Source organism: Halorhabdus salina, from assembly GCF_013839425.1.
Taxonomy (GTDB): domain Archaea; phylum Halobacteriota; class Halobacteria; order Halobacteriales; family Haloarculaceae; genus Halorhabdus; species Halorhabdus salina.
This window is the reverse complement of record NZ_JACDNP010000009.1, coordinates 50850-70813: the sequence shown is the minus strand read 5'-3', so window position 1 is coordinate 70813 and position 19964 is coordinate 50850. Positions and strand designations below refer to the sequence as shown.

Here is a 19964-nt window from a genome sequence, read left to right as displayed (position 1 = left end):
ACGTGGTGTGTACAGTGCACCGTGCCAGTTTCACTTTCAGCCCGCTACAGGCTGCCAGCTAAGGGCATCCTCGCGAACCGTTCGCCCATGGGTGCCCACCTGCCGACACTCGACCCCGGCGTGACCGTCCTCGAGAGCGACGACCCGACCGCACTGTATCGGCTCGTCGGCCGGCAACTCGCCGAGACCGACGGGCCGGTCCACTGGCTCGACGCGCGTAACGCCGCCGTCCCGCGAGCGATCCGCGAGCACGCGGTCGGACGGACCGCCGACCGCGTTCGCGTCGCCCGAGCCTTCACCGCCTACCAGCACTACGAACTCGCCCGTGACCTCCCCCGGGCGACCTCGCTGCGGTCGTCGCTGATCGTTGCACCGAACCTCGCCGCGCTGTACGCCGTCGAGGACGTCCCCGACGCCGAGGCGGAACCGATGTTCGACGCGACGCTCGAAGTGCTCACCGAACTCGCCGCGGCGCTCGCCGTGCCGGTGCTCGTCACCACCGATGTCGAACGCGAGCGAGTTCGAGCGGCAGCCGACCGACTGCTCGAAGCGGCCGATACCCGGGCCGGCCTGCGGTTCGACGGTCCCACCTTCGGGACGGACCTCTATCGCCACGCCTGGGGCTACCAGACGACGATCCCCTACTGGGCGAATCTGCTCGGCGCGGCCGACGCGACCGACGAGCGAGACGCGCCGACGGCCGCCGATCCGGCAGTGCCGGGGGTGTGACCCGTGGGCCGAACCGCCCCAACACTCAGAGAGGAGTTCGACCGCCTCGAAGCCGAGCACCGACCGTTCCGCCGGGCGCTCCGGCGGCGTCACCAGCCGGCGTTCGATCAGCTGTTCGAGCGAGCGCGGACACACGCTGACGCCGCCGCCCAGCAGAACGCCGCCGACCCCTGGCGGGCGTTCGTCCTGACGGTCCTGCTCGCCCAGGAACTACAAGTGCAGCGACTGAGCGATGACGATCACGATCGACGTTGAAGCGGGGACGCCGGTGCGCTGGGTGACCGACGGCGACGGGGCCACCCCCATCCCCGACCCTGACTACGAGCCGGCGCTGTACGCCGCCGCCCGGAACGACCGGACCCGCTACCTCGACTGGCTGGCCGACGCTCTGGCCGCCGACCCGAAGGTGACTGTCCTGAGGACCGAACGCCACTTCCGATCACTCGGGGCCGAAGAGCGTTCGCCGATGCTCCGGATCAATGTCGACCGACTCGGCGAGGTTCGGCAGGTCGCCCGCGAGATCCGCCAGCGCGAGCACCGCGAACACGCCCCCGGGACGCTCTCGCTGTACGACATCGATCTCGATCCTGGCTTTCGGTACTGCCTGGACACCGACTGTGACCCGGCGCCGGACCGGCCACTCCGGACGCTGGACCTGTCCCTGCCGCCCGCAGCACTCGCCGACGGCGACGTGACTAAACTTTCCGTCGAAGGAAACCCCGGTGGCGACGATCATGAGGCCGTCCGCGAGACGGTCGAAAACACACTCGCAGAACGGAATCCCGACGTGCTGGTCGTGTCTTCGGCCGATCTGGTGCCGTTGCTGTCGAAAGCAGGCGTCGACCTGGGGCGGCGACCAGGCTATCGGCAACTGGCCGGCGAGAGCACGTACGTCAGCTACGGCCAGGTTGGCCACTCCCCGGCCAGGTACGCCGTCCCCGGCCGGGCGATCGTCGACCGTTCCAATAGTTTTCTCCTCTCGAAGTCCTCGATGGCGGGGCTACGGTACTTCCTCGACCGAGTTGGGAAACCACTGCAGGAACTCGCCCGTGACAGCATCGGGGGCGTGCTCACCGCCATCGAAATCAGGGAGGCCCGGAACCGGGACGTCCTCGCGCCGGCCCAGAAACGCCAGACTGAACGCTGGAAGTCCCTGGAGACGCTGCACACCGCCGATCGGGGCGGGTTCTCCTTTCAGCCCGAAGCAGCCATCTACGAGAACGTCCACGAACTCGACTTCGCGTCACTGTACCCCAACATCATCCGGGAATATCGCGTCTCCCCGGAGACGGTCTGCTGTGACTGTCACGACAGCGGGGACGTGCCCGAACTGGGCTATAGCATCTGTAATTCCATCGACGGTAGTTTTCTCGGGGATGTCCTCGGACCCCTGCTTGACGACCGGCGCGAATTGAAGAACCAGCGTCGCGAGCGGACAGGGCCGACACCCGAACTCGACGCCAAAATCGAGGCGATCAAGTGGGTGCTGGTGTCCTGTTTTGGCTACCAGGGCTACCGGCACGCCAAGTTCGGCCGCATCGAGGTCCACGAGGCGATCAACGCCTACGCCCGCGAGTTCATGCTCACTGCCAAAGAACACGTTGAGGCAGCGGGTTGGCGCGTCGTCCACGGAATCGTGGACAGTCTGTGGGTGAGGCCCGATCCGGATCGCGAGCAACGGCCGATCCGCGAGGTCGCCGCCGAGGTGAGCGAGACCGTCGATATCGCGCTCGAACACGAGGGCCACTTCGACTGGATCGCCGTTTGCCCGCGCAAACGAGCGAGCGGGTCGGCGTTGATGCGGTACTTCGGCCGGTGGGGCGACGAGACCGTGGGAGATGGCGAGCGCTACAAACTTCGGGGGATCGAAGCCCGTCAGCGCAGTACCTGCCCGTTTGTCGAACGCGCCCAGCGGGACCTGCTCGAGGTGTTCGACCGGGAACGTGCCCCCGAGGCCGTGTGTGGGCAACTCGTGCGTCATCTGGCGACGCTCAACCGCGGCGACGTGGCGACGGCTGACCTGCAGATCACCCAGCGCGTCAGCAAATCAGCGGACGAGTACGAATGCGCCTCGCGGGCGAAAGCGGCCCTCGAACGCGCTGAGGAGGTCGGACTCGATCGTCACCCGGGACAGTCCGTCTCCTACGTCGTGATCGACGACGACCGGCGCGGCCCCGATCGCGTCCGACTGGCGTTCGAGGACCCCGACGCGTACGATCCCGACTTCTACGCCGACCGGGTCGTCCGGGCCGCCGAGAGTATCCTGGCTCCGCTGGGCTGGGAGAGCGACGACATCCGCCGATGTCTCGGAGAGACGTGGGACGCGACGCTGTCGTCGTTCGAGTGAGTGCCGAAACGTCGTTTGCTCGCCGTGTATACAATGAATGACAACGAATGCAAAGCGAGATCGATGAGCTTCGTGGTCATCGATCGCGGACACGGAAGCCGGAGAGTGACGAGGCCGACGTGGCGTCACTGCTCCCATTCGACTTCGGCGACATCGTCAGTCTCCCGGAGGATGAACGGGCCGATCGAGAGCGTGTGTTTGGTGACCGTCGCGATCCGCACGACGTAGGCCCCCAGGAGGAGGAAAGGGGCCAACGCGACCGTCGTTGCGGCCGCCACGATCGGGACCAGCGTTTCGACGCCGGCGACTGCCGGAGCGTGGAGGGGCGCGTCGAAGAACGCGACCATGCTCACCGAAACCACCAGTGCGGGGATTGAAATCACGAGAATGCGCCGCGAGAGGTCGATGAGATCCCACTGGAAGTACAGCGTCTTGAAGTGTTCGCGAGCGGGACCGAACAGTTCCAGCGTGTCGATAAGCTGTTCGAGGGCGGTCCGGGTCTCCTCGTCGAGGCCCTCACCGTGGCGCTCGTGGATGCGTCGGGCCGTGAAGATCTTCCAGGAGTAGTTGAAGTCAAGTGCCGAGGCGATCACGTCGAACTCGCCAAACCGGGCATCGTCGAGTCCCTCCGCGACAGCGTCGGCGTTCCCGAGCAGGCTGTCAGTGAGATCTTCGACCGCTGCCTGTAGATCCCCGTCGGCAGTCCTCGCGTCACTCGGCGCGTCGACACCGACAGCATCTCGGAGGTCCTGTGCGCGTGTCCCGGCAACCTGGACGAGCGCTCGAAGGAACTGTGCCGGCCGAGCTGGACTGACGGGCGTGCCGACGGCATCGGCGACGTCCTCGCGGAACGCCATAGACTCCTCCATGCGCTCGCGCTGGTCGCCCGCCGCGCCAAGCTCCTGGGAGAGTACCAGTTGATTCAACGTGAGCACGAGCGTGACCCCGGTGATCGTCGCCGTCAGCAGTGCCTGGAAAAGTGTCTCAACCGAGTCACTCGAACGGATCGCGACCTCGGCAGCCGGCAGAAGATAGCCGATACCGGTCAGTGTGAGGAACACGACAGCAACAAGCAAGCCCGTGACGATCCAGCGATCGGCGTCCATGACCAGCCAGAGCTTCAAGGTACTGCCGCCGGCCCGCTCGCGGAGCCGATCGCTCGGCGCATCCCCAGCACCTGGCATGGCCGGGGCTACTGGCGGCGACGGGAAAAGTCCTCGGCGCTCCGGAACGCAACGGGTCTACACCACGGTGCGATGGAACGATGCGAGTAGTCACTGTAGAGTGATACGAGAGAGTGCCGTGACGTCGGTACTACCGGTCCAAGGAACGACAACGCAGTCGCTCGTCAGTCGATGTGGCCTTCGCGACGGAGCTGGTCGGCGTCGGCGTTGTCGTAACGCCACTCGACGTTTGCCTTCTCGTCTTGCCAGTCCCACGGCTCGGCCAGCACGACGTCGCCCTCTTCGATCCAGACGCGGTACTTCATGCGCCCGGGGATGCGTCCCATACGGGTTTTACCGTCCTCACACTGCAGCTCGACGTGGTTGCCGCCGTTGTGCTGTGTCACTACGGCGAACACCTCGTCGTCGTTGGGCATCCGGAGATTCCGTCGCCCTGATTCTTCGCTCATATCAGCAATAAGACCCGGACACGCTAAAGGCGTGCGGGACCGGTGGTATCTCGCCCCATGGGCGTGACTCACAGAGGCAGTCGAAACACAGTCAGCCACGAGCAGAGACAGGGACGACAGTCAATCGCTCCGACCTCGTATCGGGCAGTCCGGCACGATAGAGAGTCCATTGACGGCGGAGCAAACATCCAAACCGATGCCAACCCAACAGCCGCCGATGGAGCCGAATGTACTGGAAACGCTCGAGGGAGACGTCGCTCTCGTGACGGGGGCCAACAGAGGAATCGGTCGCGAAATCGCCCGCGGGCTGGTCGCCCGCGACGCGACGGTCTTTGGCGGCGTTCGGGACCCGAGTTATGACCTTCCTGACGGCGTCGAGGCGGTCGAACTCGACGTGACCGACGAGGCGTCGATCGAGAGCGCGGTCGAGGAAGTGGTCGAGTCCGCTGGCCGGGTAGACGTGCTCATCAACAATGCCGGCGTCGGCGGCGATGGCGACGGAATCGTAGCCCTCGCGACGGACGATTTCGACCGCATCCTCGACGTGAACCTCCGCGGGCCGACGCTGTTGAGCAAGCACGCCCTCCCACACCTACTGGAGACTGACGGCGGCCGGATCGTCAACGTCTCCTCCGGCGTGGGAATCCTGACCGAACCGATCGAGTCCGAAATGCCGGCCTACCGCATCTCGAAGGCCGGGATCAACGCGTTGACGGTCTCGCTGGATCAAACGTACGGGTCTGACGGACTCATCGCGAACGCCGTCGACCCCGGCTGGGTGGCGACGGACCTCGGGGGTTCGAAAGCGCCCCGCGAGCCCCAGAAGGGTGCCGAAACGCCGATCTGGCTCGCTCGGTTCGGCCCCGGTTCGCCGAGCGGACTCTTCTGGAAGGACAAACAAACCATCGAGTACTGAGGGGATCGTCGCTGCAACAGAAAACGGTGTACCGACAACCGACCTCAGGCGCGGTCGTCGGGGTCGTCCGTCGAATCGTTGGTCTCGTCAGCCGATTCCGAATCAGGTTTGGTCGCTGGCGTGTCGTCGCCGGCGGCTGGCTCGTCGCTCTCGGTGCCGGGTTCTGTGGCCGACTGGTCGTTCTCGGTGTCGGGTTCTGTGGCCGACTGGTCGCTCTCGGTGTCGGGTTCTACCGTCGATTCGTCACTCAGAGTCCCGCTTTCGCCGGGTGTGTCCTCGCTCCCAGGCGAGTCATCCCCAGCGCCTCCTGCTGGCGGTGTCTCACCAGACGCGCTGGGCTGGCCGGCCCGGGGATCCTGTGGGTCGGATCCACCCGGTGGCTGTCCCTGGCCGGCACGAGTGGGGCCGTTCGCTCCGCCCTGTTGGGACTGTCCCTGGGGCTGACGGCCACCGGGCTGTCGTGGTTGCCCGTTGTTCGTCTGTCGTCGGTGGTTCTGCTGCCCACGTTGATTCGGTCCGGGCTGTTGGCCGCTCTGGCCCGGTTGACCGCCCTGACGGGACCCCTGGCCACGCTGTCCCGGACCAGCCTGCCGTTGTCCGCCCCGTTGGCCACGCTGGTCCGGCGGCTGTTGGCCGGCCTGTCCGCGAGGCCGTTGGGCGGCCTGCCGGGATCCACCTGCGCCGACCCCTCGTGGCGCAGGACCGAATCCGAGTTGCTGGCGCACGCCGTCGAAATAGCCCCGCTTGTCGGCAAAGACGAGCGCGAGCAGGACGATCCCGACGACGAGTAAGAGGAGCGACTGGGTTCGAAGTTGGGCGAAGATGCCATCGACGAGGGCAACCGCCACGTCGGCAAAGCGCTGGCCATCCGGCCCGCCGATGGCGTCCCGAATCGCCGACGTGAGGGGATCACGCGCCAGCAGTGCCGGGAGGAATCCAGTAATGCCGGCGATCAGCGAACTCGCCCCGGCCGTCCGGCCGACGGTCCACGGCGAACGCGTGACTACGGCGAGAACGCCAATCAACAGCAGAGCCAGCCCGGGCAACACCAGGGTGAGCAAGTCGACGAGCTGGACGCCTCCAGCAGCAGTGTCGAGGCGATCTCTGGCATCGGCGTCCATATTCTCAGTCAACGAGAGGGTGTTGGGCAGCTCTTGGTCGAGGCGATCCTGAACGATCACCTGGGCTCGCTCGGCAATATCCTTTTTGAGGGATTCGACTTTCTGGCTGTACTTCTGGTAGGTGAGATCGCCCGTCAGCGCGTCGACCGTCGCGAATTCAAAGTCGACAGCCGCATCGGTGATCCCCTGGTCGTAGCCACCGATCTCCTGGCGCGTCGCCGTTTCGAGGTCGGACTTGAGTTGCTCGTTGACCGTATTCAGATCCGCCCCGTCGGGCAGCGACGCCTGGAACTCGGCCCGGGTCTGCTGGAAGCTCGACTCACTCTCGAGCAGCCCTTCGACGGTCGTTGCGTCGATCTGTCCGCCGGCCCCGTCGACCTGGTCGGCCGCGACGTCGGCCAAAGCGGGCGCGTCGACGGCGATCATGCCCTCGGTGACTGCCTCAGCGAAGTTGGATTTTACCGGTACGAGATCGACTTCAAGTAACAACGCGTCAGTCTCACCGTGGAGAAACGCGTAGATGGCTTCGATATTCTGGTTGGTCTGGGTTCGGACGTAGGACTCGGTGAGGGCGTCGTCGACGAGTTGCTCGGGTTCGACTCCAGAGGCGTCGATCTGGGCGGGCAGCGACCCGCCAGCGTTGAAGTCCACGGCCCCAATCTCGTTGCTGATCTGCTCTTCGAGGACGTCTGTCGCCTCCGCATACGCATCCTCATCCTCGAGCGTCTCAGTCACGTAGTCGGCACTCAACGCGGTTTGCCCGGCAGTAATGAACGCGTTACTCCCGACCAGGGCCACAATCAGCACCACCCCGGCGAGCCCGAGGCCGATCCGGCGACCCAGGCTCATGCTGGGTGCCCTCCAGATGTTGTCGAGTGTGACCGCTGGCGTCGTCGATCGCTCTGGTCTGCGTGGTCCATGTCTGTCAGTTCGTTCTCACCCAGTGAGTAAATGGTTGCGGCCGGCGAGGGTCGACAGTCGAAGCGAATCCGGAAGGTACTGAACGGTGGGCCGTGAGATCGAACGTACGCGTGCGGATTAGCCACTACTTCGAGTGGGAGGAAGCGATCACCGGCGGACAGGCCCAGTCAGTCCGCCAGCAACGGACAATCCTCGACCGGGCCGGGATCGAGTACACGACCGACCCCGACCTCGGGGCCGATCTCTTACACCTCAACAACATGGGGCCCCGGTCAGTCTACTACGCCTGGCGAGCCCAGCGAGCGGGTGTCCCGGTCGTGATCCATACCCACCAGACTGCGGCGGATTTCAGGGAGAGTTTCGCGTTCTCGAACGTCCTCGCTCGACCGTTGGGGCCCTACCTCGAACGGGCCTACGCGCTGGGCGACCGGTTGATCTGTCCGTCCGAACACAACCGCAACGTGATCGATTCCTACTGTGACGTCCCCACGTCGGTCGTCTCCAACGGGTTCGATCCGGACCGCCTCGACGGGTTCGAATCGCTCCGCGAGGAATATCTCGATCGCTACGATCTCGACCCGCCGGTCGTGTTCAACGTCGGCCACGTCATCGAACGCAAGGGCCTTCGAACCTTCATCGAGACAGCCAGGGCGATGCCGGACCTGGACTTTGCGTGGTTCGGCTATCTCAATCCCACCGGCGGGGGCCGACTCGATAGCCTGCTTCGCTCCCGGGGAGCCAAGAAGCTGGTCGCAAACGCGCCCGACAACTGCACCTTTACCGGCTATGTCGACGATATTCGGGGAGGGTTCGCGGCGGGGGACATCTTCTTCTTCCCGACGAAAAACGAGAACGAAGGGATGGCGCTGCTCGAAGCGATGGCCTGTGGTCGGCCGCCGGTCCTCAGAGATATCCCAACCTTCGAGTGGCTGACCGATGGCGAGGACTGCTTGAAGGCAAGCGAGGACTTTACCGACCCGCTCGATCGCCTGCGCGATCCGGAGCTGCGCGAACAACTCGGCAAGCGGGCCAAAGAACAGAGTGACGCCTACACCATCGATGCGATCGCCGACGACCTTCTCGCGGTCTACCGTGACGTCCTCGACGACGATCGATAGCCCCCGCGCCGGGAAGAGTGGGCGTGGCCCACCATATCACGACTCACGGAGTTCCCTTACGTCTGGATCACGTCCGGACAGTATGAACTACGAACAGGCCCTAGAGCGAGCACACGACGCGCTGCCCGACCGCCCGGCGGCCGACGAACAGCGACTCTCGATTCCGGACCCCGAAGGGGAGGCCGACGGGGCGTTTACCCGACTGACGAACCTGGGAGCGATCGCGGACGCCCTCTCCCGGGATGCCGAACACGTGCACCGCTCGATCCAGCGTGAACTCGGTACCAGCGGGCAGTTCGAAGATGATCGCGCCCGGTACAACGGCGAGTTCGACGGCGTAGACTTCGCCGCGGCGATCGACAGCTACGTCGCCGAGTACGTCACCTGCTCGGAGTGTGGCCTGCCGGATACCGTTCTGGCGACCGAGAACGGCATCGACATGCTCCGCTGTCAGGCCTGCGGGGCATTTCGCCCTGTCGAAACGCGCGCAGCATCGTCGAGTTCCCAGGGCCAACGCCCGACCCTGGAAGAAGGCAAGAGCTACGAAGTCAAGATCGTCGGCACCGGCCGGAAAGGTGACGGCGTCGCCGAGAAAGGCAACTACACTATTTTCGTCCCGGGAGCCAGCGAAGGCGACGTGGTCGAGGCATACATCGAATCGATCAACGGTAACCTGGCCTTTGCCCGCCAGGCCTGAGCTCGGTTTCTGGGTTGGTTCGTCGTCGTGTCGATTTTCTCGGCGGAGAATCCGGAATCAGTGACACTGAACCGGGACCGACAAGCCACCGCCACCCCGAGTGATACCCATGGAGTCGATTGCCGGGCAGGTTACCGACGCGCTCGACGCGGCCGTAACTGGCTATCAGGAACTCGACGGCGGGATGATCGGCCGCGTCCACCGCGTCGAGTTCGCCGAGCGATCGCCGGTCGTTGCAAAGACTGGGGAGACGCCACTGTCGATCGAGGCGAAGATGTTGGACTACCTCGCGGAACACTCGACGTTGCCGGTCCCCGACGTGTTGTGGGCCAGTGACGAGCTCCTGGTCATCGAACATATCGCGGGCGAGTCGACGATCACGCCGGCGGTCGAGCGAGACGCCGCCGACCACCTGGCGGCGTTACACGACGTTACCGCCGAGACTGTCGGCTTTCCCTTCGAGACACTCATCGGCCCGCTCGACCAGCCCAACCCCTGGCAGTCGGACTGGATCGCGTTCTACCGGGAGCAACGATTGGGCCCGCAACTTCGTGGCGCTCGCGAGGAGGGACCGTTGGGCGAGGACCTTGCAGCGCGGGTGCAGGCGGTCGCCGCCGACTTGGAAGAATTGCTTCTCGCACCCGAGGAGCCGGCACTGATTCACGGCGACGTCTGGCGGACCAACGTCCTCGCAGCCGATGGCGAAATCCGAGCCTTCCTCGATCCGGCGACGTACTACGGCCATCCCGAGATCGAACTGGCATACATCGACTGGACCGAGACGTTCGGCGACCCGTTTTTCGACCGCTACCGATCGCTGCGGTCGATCGAAGCGGGCTTCTTCGAGACCCGCCGGTTCGTCTACCGGCTGTATCCGCTGTTGATTCACGTCCGGCTGTTCGGCGACGAGTATCTTCCCGGTCTCGAGGCAGCGCTTTCGGAACTCGGGTATTGACTCCCAATCCACCAGCGACAGACGGGCAGAGCGTTTATCGCCGTCGCTTCCCACTACCTGGGTGATGGACGCCGTTCCACTCTGGCGACTCACCCGGACCAAGTACGGGCGAGCGCTGTGGGACGCACTCACGAAACGGGGGATCCGAATCGCTCGCCTCCGCCTCTACCGGACAGAGACGTTCGACGTCCCTGAACCGTCACTCTCGCCTGACATCTCCCTGACCGTCGATCGCGGAGACGATCTGGATAGCGACGCCGTCGACGCACCCATCGCCCCCGACGACTGGATCGTCCGGGCCGTGGCAGTCGACGGCATCGTGGGATCAGTCGTCCTCTCGATCGACCGGCAGGTCACCGTCGAGCCGATCGATACAGCCCTGAAATTCGATGGGGGCTACATCTGGGCACTGTACGTCGCCCCAGCCTATCGGCAACGCGGGATCGCGTCAGCACTCGTCGCCCAGGCACTGGCCGTCGCGGCCGACGAGACCGAAGCCTGCCTGGCGCTGGTCGCGCCGGACAACCGCCCGTCTCAGCTGGTCTTCGAGGGACAGGGATTTGCCGTCGAAGGAACGCTTTCACACGTGGGCCTGGCCGGAATCGAGTGGACAAGCGACCTCGACGAGTTAGCGGGCGTCCAGATAGTCGAGGGCTGAACGGCACGACAATGAGCGGCCGGTGTCTCTCACTGCTCAATCGGCGTGACCAGAGCAGGTCCCGTCGCCGTCGGATCGTTGACGGCCCGCGAGACGGGATTGGCACGGAGCCGCTCGACTCCGATCGGTTCTAGCAGCGACGTCGCTCGATCGGAGTCAGCTGACAGCCAGGGACTCTCGGCGTCGGGCGACAAAATCAGCCGGCGGCATAAACAATCCGTATCGACCGCACATGCGTCGATGTACGACCACTAACAACCAAAGAGCGCGGACCAGAGAGGATTGTCCGCTCGCGTTCCTCGGGCACCGTCCGGCGCGTCCGTTCGCCAACGCCAACGAAACCCTGCCCCCAGAAATGTTGCCCGTACGTTCAAATCCAATGACGTCCAAAAGACGGGTAGTCCCATGGCCGACGAGCCCGCGTTCACGATCGAGTCCCGGCCACAGCGGAAGTATGATCGTGCCGGCCGACTCTCCTACGAAGGCACAATGATATTTCGGCTCGAACCTGTTGGCGGACTCTCAGACAGTGCCCTGCGAAAACACCTCGATAGCGTCCTCGACGACGGCCCGTATCAGTACGGTGACTTCCTCGATCTGCCGATGGTCGTCTATTTGGTCAACGATGAGGAGACCGGCGACGTGTTCCGGGCGTCGATACGGGACGGGGCGATCCGACTGCACGTGCTCCCCGAAACAGAATCGGCGGGCCTACGACAGTGCTTCGAGCGCTTACAGGACCACACCGAAGATGGATGGAACGTTGACAGCCAGACCACGACCAGCGGAGGGCGGTCGGGCAAATTATGACCGGTGACGTAGAGTACACCCAGGGTAAGTAGTGGACTCATTGTACCAGCGAGCATCGGGAACAGAATTGTTGCCTCGCGTACGAGGGGAGAAGACCGATAGTGGAAATTTCAGCAGTGATATTTGGGGGCGTGATTTATCGAGAAGTACGGCGTCGACCCGACCGTCCGGGATCTGATCGACACCCATCGCTGAGGCCCCATTGCCCCGTCAAGCACCCCTTCTCGTGACTCAGACGCCGTCGACAGTCGCCCGGTAGTCACTGATCTCCGTTCGGGCATCCTCGATGGTCGCCGCTGTCTCGTCGTCTGTCTCCTGTTGAATCTCGTCGAGCGCCGTCTGGATGCGCGCCATGCGACCGTGATCCGGCCCACGGTCGGCCTCCGCGAGCTGGTCGAGTTGGTCGGCGAGATCCGCGAGTCTGTCGGCGTTGTCCCCTGCGCTGTCGGCTGCCGATTCGAGTATCTCACTCGCTGTCTTGAGTTCAGTTCGCGTCATGAGCATCGATTACTGACCGACTAGCAAAGACCTGCCGATAGTGGTAGTTCTCTCCCGTTCCGAAACAGATCAAAACGTTTTCACAATGAGGCGTTCAGGAGTCGGTACATGGCCGATCCCTTCGAGACTATCCAAGAGTCACCGGTCGATTTCGCGTTCGCTGTCGCATACGTCTTCCAACCGACAGTCCGTCGATTGCTACTCCTGCAGCTCGTCGGTGTGGTTTTCCTGCAATGGGGGAGTTTTTCGGTTCATACCAGCATGGATCTGGTCCATAAAGCGGGGGTGATACTGGTTTTCTGGGAACTGGTCGAGTTAGGGGTACTCCTGGCAGGGATCGTGTTGCTGATAGCCGGATTCGTCGGTCTGGTGCTGAAACTGATCACCGACGCAAACCGACTGGCAAATTGATGGGTAGCCAGGCTCACTGCCGAGAGCCAACCACTGGAACCGTCTCCCGCACGCCGAAGTCGAACCGATCGGTCGCCAACAGACTAACGCCGAACAGCCCCGCGACGCCGACTGCCAGCCAGTTGCCAAACCAGGCGTTGATCGCGCCCCACAAAATCACAAAACTCACCAGGTCGTCGAGCATGAACTCGGTCCGTTCGAGTCGGTCGAGCAATCCCGCTCGTTTGAAACCCAGATCAAAGGCGAGCACGGCGACGCTCGCGCTCAGTACCCACCCGAGGTAGTTCGACAGCGGCACGCCATAGAAGTGAATCGCCGTCGCACTCGCCCAGAGGCCGTCGCCAGCGAGCGGGGCTGCGTACGCCCAGAAGCCCAGTCCCACGGCCCCCGGATCCAACACGAGATCCATCGCCAGGACCGTCGCGATGACAGCCGGCAGGCGGACTCGCGTCAGCGAGGCACGATCACCCAGCAGGAGCAGACAGAGTAGATAGGCATTCAAGACTAAAGGGAAAAAGAAGATCGGCAGTGCCGCCGGGACGGTATCCAGCAGCATCGGCCCGAGGTCGATCACGTACTCGAAGTGTCCATAGGGCAGGCCCGTTAGCACGCCCGTGAACTCGATCACGTACGTATAGAGTGTCAACCCGACGATCGCAAGGGCAGCCCGGCGATCGATCAGTGGGGCGATACCGGCGATCAGGGGCAAGCGCATCACGGCCGTCCCGAACAGGACCAGGTAGGGATTGAATTCGAGGATTCCCGGAAACCAGCCCTCGGCGCTAGCGACCAGCATCACGGCCCCGATCGCGGGAAACAGGACTGCGATTGAAAAGCGGTTCTCAGCGACATATCTGTCGAGTCGGGCCTCGAAACGTCGTCGATCAAATTCAACCACCGTACATCAGCCTCCAGAGGTACCCCATGGTCAGAACCATCCCGACCACGGTGTTGATCGCCGGGAACCACCAGTAAGCGCGATCGACAGCCACCCCCGAGAGGGCAATGGCGACCTGCAAGAACGGATAGACGGCGAGGACAGCGCCCAATAGCGGGTGGACCAGGGCGAACGCGCCGGCGGCCAACGCCCAGACAAGTCCACAGTAGGCGTAGGTTCGGGACTGGCCGAGAACGGTCGCCGTCGTGGCGATCCCGGCCTGACGATCCGGGTCGATGTCGGGGATCGCCGAGAAGGTGTGCATCGCCATCGTCCAGAGCCACCCGCCCACGATCGCCGGGAGCGGTGGAAGTTCGCCCGCGACGGCCGTGAACGCGAGGACGCCGGGCAGGACGTACAGCCCGTTCGACAGCGAATCGAGGCCGGGCGTCGTCTTGAATCGGCATGGCGGGGCGCTGTATTCGACGGCGAGGACGAGAAAGGCCACGAGTGTGAGTTTCCCGGCCAGACCCACGACAAGGGCAAAGGGGAGCGAGGCCAGCCCGGCGACGATCACGATCGCGAGGACCCATCGATCGCCGGAAAAGCGAACCTCGGGACCCTCGTCTTTCTTCGGATTCTCGACGTCGATGTCGGCGTCAAAGACATCGTTGACGCCGTAGAGAAAGATATTCGCCGGTAAGAGGAAGTACGCAAACAGCGCGACCGAGAGGGGTGTGATCAACTCGGCCGTCGACTCGGCGGCATAGACAACGCCAATAATGACCGGGCCCGCCAGGTACAGCCAGAACCGGGGCCGCGAGAGGACCAGCAGATACCGTAGCCGGTCGAACAGGCTCAAACCGCCCGCGCGTCGTGACTCCGTCGCCATCATCGACTGTTCGAAAGTACGGCCTCGGCCGCGTGTTCGCCGCTGATCAGACACATCGGCACACCGACCCCTGGCGTCGAGTAGCCACCGGTAAAATACAGATCCTCGACCGCGTCGGATTCGATCGGTGGCCGGAACATCGCTGTCTGGCGGAGTGTATGGGCCAGTCCCATCGCGGTACCTTGATAGGCGTTGTACCGCTCGGCGAACTCCGAGATAGAGAACTGTTCCTCGACGACGATCCGATCTTCCAGTTCGACGCCGGTGTTCTGGGCAATGTCGTCAAGAATCTTCTCACGATAGCGATCCCGCGTCTCCTGCGGGTCGTCGAGCCTGGTCGCGATCGGCACCAGCGCAAAGAGGTTGGTGTGGCCCTCCGGCGCTACGTCGTCGTCGGTCTTGGAGGGGACACACAGGTAGTACGATGGATCTTCCGGCCAGGCCGGGTCCTCGAAGATATCGTCGAAGTATGCGTTCCAGTCGCTCGGGAGAACCAGCGTGTGGTGAGCCAATTCCGGAACATCGCCTTCGATGCCAAGATAGAGCAAGAATGCGGAGGGCGCGTACGTCCGCTCGTCCCAGTACTCGGCGTCGTACTGGCGTTCGTGGGCCGGCATGAGATCCTGTTCGGCGTGGGCGTAGTCGGCGTTGGCGACGACGACGTCGGGGCGGCGCTGGTCGCCGTGTTCTGTCTCTACCAGGAACCCGTCCTTGCGGCGCGTAATCTCCGTGACTTCGGTGCCAGTTTCGATAGTGACGCCCAGTTCGTCGGCCAGGTCGACGACCGCATCGACGACAGCCCCGATCCCGCCCGGACCGCCGTCGACTGGCTGGGGGTAGTAGACACCGAGGTTGAAGTCGGCGTGGCTCATCATGTTGTAGATCGCGGGCGTGTTCTTCGGTGAACCCCCAAGGAACACCAGCGTGTACTGGACGATCTGGCGGAGTTTCTGGTTCTCGAAGTAGTCTTCGACGTGGCCTTGCATCGAACCCAGCAACTTCAGTCCCAACGTCCCGGTCTTCATCAGGGACGGATCGATCCAGTCTTTCCAGGTCGGCCGATACTCGTAGACGAAGTTCTCCATCGAGGTCTCGTAGTGGCGCTGGCTCGTCGCCAGGTAGTCGTCGAACGCCTCGCCCGCCCCGTCCTCGTATGATTCGAAGAGTTCCCGATTTTCGTTGCGATCCGCACTGATATCGACCTCGTCACCGTCCTTGAAGTAGATCTTGTAGTGGGGGTCCAGTCGTTCGAGTTCGTAGTAGTCCTCAGGCTCGTGATCAAAATGCTCGAAGAACCGTTCGAACACTTCCGGCATGAGGTACCACGATGGTCCCATGTCGAAAACGAACCCCTCGCGTTCGAGGCGGCTGGCCCGGCCCCCGACCTGCCCGTTCTTCTCGAGAACCGTCACGTCTCTGCCGGCGTCGGCAAGGTGGCAGGCGGCCGAGAGCCCACCGAAGCCCCCGCCGACGATCGTCACGTCGGTGTTTGTCGAGTCGGTCATCGGGACGAACCAACGACCGGTACCCGCTTAAAGGTCGGCACGAGGATCGGCGATCACACCGATCCGTCACCCCTCACCGACACGTTCATATCCGTCGGTCGGGAACAACCAGCCGATGAGTATTAACAACAGAAGTATTCTTAATAACTTTCGGGCAGAAATGCTTCTCGGCGCTCTTTCGACGGCGATATTGCTCGGATTGACGGTGCTGGCAGTGGTCGGATTCGGCAACGACGGCGGATTGGGGAAGCTTGTCGTCATTTCGTGGGTTGCCTTCGGAGCGATGGCTGGCGGCGCACTCGTCGGGGCCTGGTCGAGTGGGCGCCACCCTCGCAGGCTCGTGTGGGGCTATGGACTGGCAAGCGGCGCAATGATAGCCAGCGCAGCGGCGTTTCTCGTCCCGCAGGCGATCGGCATCAGCCAGGACCCACGCCTCGGTGGATTCGGTATCGCAGGCGGGATCCTCGTGGGCTACAATGCCCACACGATCGGCCACCGGCTCTCGCACCTGGACCTGCCGATGGACACAACAGCGACTGAACTAGCGGCTCACGCGCTCTCGGCGGGATTGATCATCGGCCTCATCTACGGCCAGATGCCGGACCTCGGGCTCCTCTTGGGACTGGCAATCATCTCTCATAAGGGGCCGGCAGGCTACGCTGCCGCGCGTCGGCTCGCTCTAGACGGCAAGCCGACTGTCCCGCTGTTGTTGCCTGCGGCCGGCGTCGGCCTGACGGCCCTGCCAGTCGCGATGGTGAACCTGCCGAGTGCGCCGGCGATTAACGCTGTCATCTTCGGGTTCGCCGCCGGCGTGTTCCTCCACGTCGCGATGGACTTCCTGCCGTCCTGTGAGGTCGGCGGTGAGATCGACCAGGCCGCAGGCATGACTGAAACCTCACACGAACTGCTGGATCGGCTCCGCGTCCAGTCGCTCTTCTCGACGACCTTAGGCGGCGTGGCCGTCGTCTTCGCCTGGCTGCTCGTCACGTAGTCTCTCAGACGGATTGGGCGCAGACAGTTTCGCATCGACCGCCTGCATTCGGGTACTCATCGGCACACAGTGACAGCAATCCGTCTCAGAATCCCCGGCGCGTGTCCGGCTCGGATAGCACACCCTTGTAACGTGATTTGTGTCATGGGGTGTCGAGTTCCTCCCCGACCTCAAGGGTCGGGGCATCCGCCTTGTACCGCCTGTGAACGAGAAGGTGAACTCGGCGACTGCGTACCCGAACAGACCTCGACGCGACGGCGACACTTGTGGTCGATGGCGGCGGAATGGATCGGTTCTGCATGATTTTGGCCCGCCTAAAAAACGATAGCCTTATCACTGTTTAGGCAAGCCTAATTCCTAATGCCATCCAGACGAGAAATACTGGCGGGCGGCGCAACGCTGTTGGGAACAGTCGGACTGGCGGGTTGTTCAGCCCCTGGAGAAACGACGACCGAGAGGGATCCGAACGATGCCGGACAGGCGAACGCGGATCTGGCGGTCGCGGCCGAGTGGAACGCGATGCGAGCTAGAGTGCGAGACGCAGTCGCGCTTGGACGGGCCGGAGCATCCGATGGTGGTGAGGCCGTCGCCCAGAACGTCTTCGCTCGCTTCGAGAAGGCAAGCGGCGAATACGGCGCTCACGAAGTGCTCGAAGGGACCGATAGCGAGGCCTACGAGGGCTTCGAGTCAGCGCTGGGTGCCCTTCGGTCAGAGGGACTGTCCGCGGGCGACCTCCAACGGGCAAGCGATGCCGCAGACACCGCGACGGACCACCTGGCCGACGCACAAAGCGCGCTACTCAGCGAGGGGACGGTACAGGCCTACGATCTGCAGGCACTCGCGGCGGCTGTCCAGAACGCTGTGTTCCTCCTCGAGACAGACAATCCCGACGCCGCGGCGACCGTCGCTGAGGACACACAGGCACGCTTCCGAGACGGCGTCCAGAAGGCATTCGAATCGACTGACAGCGACACCTTCGAGTCCTTCGAAGGGAGTCTGGGGAATCTCGTTTCGAACACCGGATCGGGCAACAGCGAGTCGGCGCTGACCAATGCTGATTTGACCTTCGAAGCTGCCCTAGCCGGGAGCTATGCCATAGCCGACGACGAGCACGCGGCAGGGGCCGGCCACGTGGCGCTCTTCCAGGCAATGGGCTGGGACGCTGCAGCGCTTGCTTCGCTGGGTGGCCCCTCTCTCGGGGTCGCCCACGCCGCAACGCTGAGTACGTACCGGGCCCGGATTGCCGACGCCGCCTGGCTCGCCGCAGCGGGCGAGCGCGAACGAGCTGCGACGGTCGTGACCGATGTCTTCGCGCACTTCGAGGGGGCACGCGCCCACGAGGGCCTCGAATCCGCGGACGGCGAAGCCTACGAGGGCTTCGAGTCCGGGCTCGAAGCCCTCCGGACGGCCATCGAAGCGGGCGACGACATATCGGATCCGCTGGCAACTGTCGACGAAAACCTCGTGGCCGGAATCGAGGCGCTGACTGGCGAGGCGGCCCCGATTCTGGCCGCCGCATTCTTCCGGGCGCGGATCGCCGACGCTCGTGAGCGCTATCGTCGCGACGAGGGTGACGCCGCGGCGTCGATCGCCCAGGACCTGTTCACCCGCTTCGAGGAGGACGAACTCGGGTTCCACGAGGCCGTCGAGGAGACGAGCGAGGAGCTCTATCACGCCTTCGAGGAAGAGCACCTCGCGGGGCTGATCGAGGCCTTCGAGGCCGGGGACAGCGAAGCCGTCACAACCCACTACGAAGGCGTCCAGTCGACGCTACTGGAATACGCGACGACCGCAGCCGAAACGTCGGTCGTGAGCGCGGGCGAGGCAGCGGTTGTCACCGCCCGTGGGTTCGATGCTGCCGTCCTCGATACGCTGGGCAACGACGATCGCGCACAGGCAATCGCCCAGTGGGTCTTCGAGCACTTTGAGGGAGATCCCGGCGGCTATCACGAGGCACTGGAAGAGGCCGATGCCGAGATCTACGAGGGCTTCGAAGGAGCCATCGGCGCGGTGATTCAGGCAGCCGGGAACGGCGAGGCCGTCTACCCGCCGACAAAGACCTTCGGCGAGGAGGCCGTCGCCTCCGCGTACGCCGTGGTCGAGGCCGCGGGCGGCCCACAGCGTGAGGTCGCGCTCGGCATCGCCGAGGACGCCTTTGCTCGCTTCGAGAGTGCCCGCGTCCACGAGCTACTCGAAGAGGCCGACCGCAACGCCTACGAGTCCTTCGAGGCCTCCCTGGAGGGGCTGATCGAGTCACTCGACGGCGCTGGTGACGTCGCAAGCGCCGCCGATACCTTCGCTAACGCTTCCCAGTACGCACAGTTCGCACTGGTCGATGCCAGCGAGGACGTACCGCTCGATCTCGATCTCGCGGGCGCACCCTCGGGCGGCCACAGCGAGGAGAGTTCGAGTGGCGGCCACAACAGCAATCTCTCCGGTGGCCCCAACGTCGTCGAAGGCGTCCCCGATGACGCCGACCACGTCGTCGACATGACGGCCGCAGCCTTCGAGCCAACAGAGTTGACCGTCTCGGCCGGCGACACGATCGCCTGGACGCATGCCGGTGGAGAACCCCACACGGTCACGGCATACAGCGAGCAGATTCCCGAGGACGCCGAATACTGGGCCTCCGGGGACTTCGACAGCGAGGACGCCGCCCGCGATGGCTGGTCGAACGGCGAAGGGGCCGTCCAGTCCGGCCAGTCCTACGTCCACACTTTCGAGACCACCGGCGAACACGGCTACCTCTGCATCCCCCACGAAGCGGTGGGAATGGAGGGGACCGTCGTCGTCGAATAGTCGGGAATCCTGGTTAGTAACTGTTTAGACCGGCAGTATCGAGCGCATTCCCACCGGCTCGCCGACCGAAGGCGCCACAAGAAATA

The 19964-nt window shown here is 64.0% G+C and carries 19 protein-coding genes; 12 read left to right on the top strand and 7 right to left on the bottom strand.

Annotation, left to right across the window (positions count from 1 at the left end):
* The first annotated feature begins 87 nt into the window (after positions 1 to 87).
* From HZR20_RS11705 to HZR20_RS11695, 3 genes are read left to right on the top strand one after another with little or no spacing between them, the layout of a single operon-like run.
* The gene (locus tag HZR20_RS11705; protein ID WP_181686925.1) at positions 88 to 729 is read left to right on the top strand and encodes a hypothetical protein; all 642 of its coding nucleotides are present in this window, start codon (positions 88 to 90) and stop codon (positions 727 to 729) included.
* Between the two features lie 3 nt (positions 730 to 732).
* Positions 733 to 984 carry a hypothetical protein gene (locus HZR20_RS11700; protein ID WP_181686924.1) on the top strand — a complete coding sequence of 84 codons (252 nt, stop codon included), beginning with the start codon at positions 733 to 735 and terminating at the stop codon, positions 982 to 984.
* Positions 962 to 3076, top strand: a complete 2115-nt coding sequence (locus HZR20_RS11695) for a type B DNA-directed DNA polymerase (RefSeq protein WP_181686923.1) — start codon at positions 962 to 964, stop codon at positions 3074 to 3076. Before HZR20_RS11700 ends, HZR20_RS11695 begins: the two co-directional genes overlap by 23 nt.
* Before the next feature lie 125 nt (positions 3077 to 3201).
* Here the strand turns inward: HZR20_RS11695 and HZR20_RS11690 are convergent, their stop codons facing one another.
* Positions 3202 to 4260 carry a hypothetical protein gene (locus HZR20_RS11690; protein WP_181686922.1) on the bottom strand — a complete coding sequence of 353 codons (1059 nt, stop codon included), beginning with the start codon at positions 4258 to 4260 and terminating at the stop codon, positions 3202 to 3204.
* A gap of 164 nt (positions 4261 to 4424) precedes the next feature.
* Complete coding sequence (gene eif1A / locus HZR20_RS11685; RefSeq protein ID WP_181686921.1) at positions 4425 to 4709, bottom strand: translation initiation factor eIF-1A; 285 nt, start codon at positions 4707 to 4709, stop codon at positions 4425 to 4427.
* Positions 4710 to 4926: 217 nt separating this feature from the next.
* Here eif1A and HZR20_RS11680 point away from each other — a divergent pair, with 217 nt between their 5' ends.
* A complete protein-coding gene (locus HZR20_RS11680) occupies positions 4927 to 5625 on the top strand; it encodes an SDR family NAD(P)-dependent oxidoreductase (protein ID WP_181686920.1) in 699 nt (232 codons plus the stop codon).
* A gap of 44 nt (positions 5626 to 5669) precedes the next feature.
* Here HZR20_RS11680 and HZR20_RS11675 read toward each other — a convergent pair whose 3' ends face one another.
* Entirely contained in the window at positions 5670 to 7595 is a 1926-nt protein-coding gene (locus HZR20_RS11675) for a hypothetical protein (RefSeq protein WP_181686919.1), read from the bottom strand.
* Between the two features lie 182 nt (positions 7596 to 7777).
* On the opposite strand from HZR20_RS11675, the gene HZR20_RS11670 reads away from it, so the two are divergent.
* The 5 genes from HZR20_RS11670 (at position 7778) to HZR20_RS11650 (ending at position 11905) form a co-directional block, all read left to right on the top strand.
* Entirely contained in the window at positions 7778 to 8785 is a 1008-nt protein-coding gene (locus HZR20_RS11670) for a glycosyltransferase family 4 protein (RefSeq protein ID WP_181686957.1), read from the top strand.
* 82 nt (positions 8786 to 8867) lie between these two features.
* Positions 8868 to 9482: a translation initiation factor IF-2 subunit beta gene (locus tag HZR20_RS11665; protein WP_181686918.1), complete on the top strand. Its 615-nt coding sequence runs from the start codon at positions 8868 to 8870 to the stop codon at positions 9480 to 9482.
* Between the two features lie 109 nt (positions 9483 to 9591).
* The gene (locus tag HZR20_RS11660; protein WP_181686917.1) at positions 9592 to 10437 is read left to right on the top strand and encodes a fructosamine kinase family protein; all 846 of its coding nucleotides are present in this window, start codon (positions 9592 to 9594) and stop codon (positions 10435 to 10437) included.
* Positions 10438 to 10501: 64 nt separating this feature from the next.
* Positions 10502 to 11095 (top strand): GNAT family N-acetyltransferase, encoded by a 594-nt coding sequence (locus tag HZR20_RS11655; protein ID WP_181686916.1) that lies wholly within the window; start codon positions 10502 to 10504, stop codon positions 11093 to 11095.
* Between the two features lie 405 nt (positions 11096 to 11500).
* Positions 11501 to 11905: a hypothetical protein gene (locus HZR20_RS11650; RefSeq protein WP_181686915.1), complete on the top strand. Its 405-nt coding sequence runs from the start codon at positions 11501 to 11503 to the stop codon at positions 11903 to 11905.
* A gap of 231 nt (positions 11906 to 12136) precedes the next feature.
* Here HZR20_RS11650 and HZR20_RS11645 read toward each other — a convergent pair whose 3' ends face one another.
* The gene (locus HZR20_RS11645; RefSeq protein ID WP_181686914.1) at positions 12137 to 12403 is read right to left on the bottom strand and encodes a DUF7553 family protein; all 267 of its coding nucleotides are present in this window, start codon (positions 12401 to 12403) and stop codon (positions 12137 to 12139) included.
* 108 nt (positions 12404 to 12511) lie between these two features.
* Here HZR20_RS11645 and HZR20_RS11640 point away from each other — a divergent pair, with 108 nt between their 5' ends.
* A complete protein-coding gene (locus HZR20_RS11640) occupies positions 12512 to 12814 on the top strand; it encodes a hypothetical protein (protein ID WP_181686913.1) in 303 nt (100 codons plus the stop codon).
* A 13-nt stretch (positions 12815 to 12827) separates the two neighbouring features.
* Here the strand turns inward: HZR20_RS11640 and cruF are convergent, their stop codons facing one another.
* The 3 genes from cruF to HZR20_RS11625 are packed head-to-tail and all read right to left on the bottom strand — an operon-like array spanning position 12828 to position 16088.
* Complete coding sequence (cruF, locus tag HZR20_RS11635) at positions 12828 to 13712, bottom strand: bisanhydrobacterioruberin hydratase (protein ID WP_181686912.1); 885 nt, start codon at positions 13710 to 13712, stop codon at positions 12828 to 12830.
* Positions 13705 to 14586 carry a prenyltransferase gene (locus tag HZR20_RS11630; protein ID WP_181686956.1) on the bottom strand — a complete coding sequence of 294 codons (882 nt, stop codon included), beginning with the start codon at positions 14584 to 14586 and terminating at the stop codon, positions 13705 to 13707. The genes cruF and HZR20_RS11630 overlap by 8 nt, the downstream gene beginning before the upstream one ends.
* A complete protein-coding gene (locus HZR20_RS11625) occupies positions 14583 to 16088 on the bottom strand; it encodes a phytoene desaturase family protein (protein ID WP_181686911.1) in 1506 nt (501 codons plus the stop codon). Before HZR20_RS11625 ends, HZR20_RS11630 begins: the two co-directional genes overlap by 4 nt.
* Positions 16089 to 16203: 115 nt before the next feature.
* Between HZR20_RS11625 and HZR20_RS11620 the strand changes: the two genes are divergently transcribed.
* Positions 16204 to 17079, top strand: a complete 876-nt coding sequence (locus HZR20_RS11620) for a ZIP family metal transporter (protein WP_181686910.1) — start codon at positions 16204 to 16206, stop codon at positions 17077 to 17079.
* A gap of 360 nt (positions 17080 to 17439) precedes the next feature.
* Positions 17440 to 19878 (top strand): DUF5059 domain-containing protein, encoded by a 2439-nt coding sequence (locus HZR20_RS11615; RefSeq protein ID WP_181686909.1) that lies wholly within the window; start codon positions 17440 to 17442, stop codon positions 19876 to 19878.
* Positions 19879 to 19964 lie beyond the last annotated feature (86 nt).

Bases quoted from the DNA above. Each gene is read 5' to 3' on its own strand.
- HZR20_RS11705 (WP_181686925.1), top strand. From the start codon at position 88: ATGGGTGCCCACCTGCCGACACTCGACCCCGGCGTGACCGTCCTCGAG.
- HZR20_RS11695 (WP_181686923.1), top strand. From the start codon at position 962: ATGACGATCACGATCGACGTTGAAGCGGGGACGCCGGTGCGCTGGGTG.
- HZR20_RS11690 (WP_181686922.1), bottom strand. From the start codon at position 4,260: ATGCCAGGTGCTGGGGATGCGCCGAGCGATCGGCTCCGCGAGCGGGCC.
- eif1A (WP_181686921.1), bottom strand. From the start codon at position 4,709: ATGAGCGAAGAATCAGGGCGACGGAATCTCCGGATGCCCAACGACGAC.
- HZR20_RS11680 (WP_181686920.1), top strand. From the start codon at position 4,927: ATGGAGCCGAATGTACTGGAAACGCTCGAGGGAGACGTCGCTCTCGTG.
- HZR20_RS11675 (WP_181686919.1), bottom strand. From the start codon at position 7,595: ATGAGCCTGGGTCGCCGGATCGGCCTCGGGCTCGCCGGGGTGGTGCTG.
- HZR20_RS11665 (WP_181686918.1), top strand. From the start codon at position 8,868: ATGAACTACGAACAGGCCCTAGAGCGAGCACACGACGCGCTGCCCGAC.
- HZR20_RS11660 (WP_181686917.1), top strand. From the start codon at position 9,592: ATGGAGTCGATTGCCGGGCAGGTTACCGACGCGCTCGACGCGGCCGTA.
- HZR20_RS11655 (WP_181686916.1), top strand. From the start codon at position 10,502: ATGGACGCCGTTCCACTCTGGCGACTCACCCGGACCAAGTACGGGCGA.
- HZR20_RS11650 (WP_181686915.1), top strand. From the start codon at position 11,501: ATGGCCGACGAGCCCGCGTTCACGATCGAGTCCCGGCCACAGCGGAAG.
- HZR20_RS11645 (WP_181686914.1), bottom strand. From the start codon at position 12,403: ATGACGCGAACTGAACTCAAGACAGCGAGTGAGATACTCGAATCGGCA.
- HZR20_RS11640 (WP_181686913.1), top strand. From the start codon at position 12,512: ATGGCCGATCCCTTCGAGACTATCCAAGAGTCACCGGTCGATTTCGCG.
- HZR20_RS11630 (WP_181686956.1), bottom strand. From the start codon at position 14,586: ATGATGGCGACGGAGTCACGACGCGCGGGCGGTTTGAGCCTGTTCGAC.
- HZR20_RS11625 (WP_181686911.1), bottom strand. From the start codon at position 16,088: ATGACCGACTCGACAAACACCGACGTGACGATCGTCGGCGGGGGCTTC.
- HZR20_RS11620 (WP_181686910.1), top strand. From the start codon at position 16,204: ATGAGTATTAACAACAGAAGTATTCTTAATAACTTTCGGGCAGAAATG.
- HZR20_RS11615 (WP_181686909.1), top strand. From the start codon at position 17,440: ATGCCATCCAGACGAGAAATACTGGCGGGCGGCGCAACGCTGTTGGGA.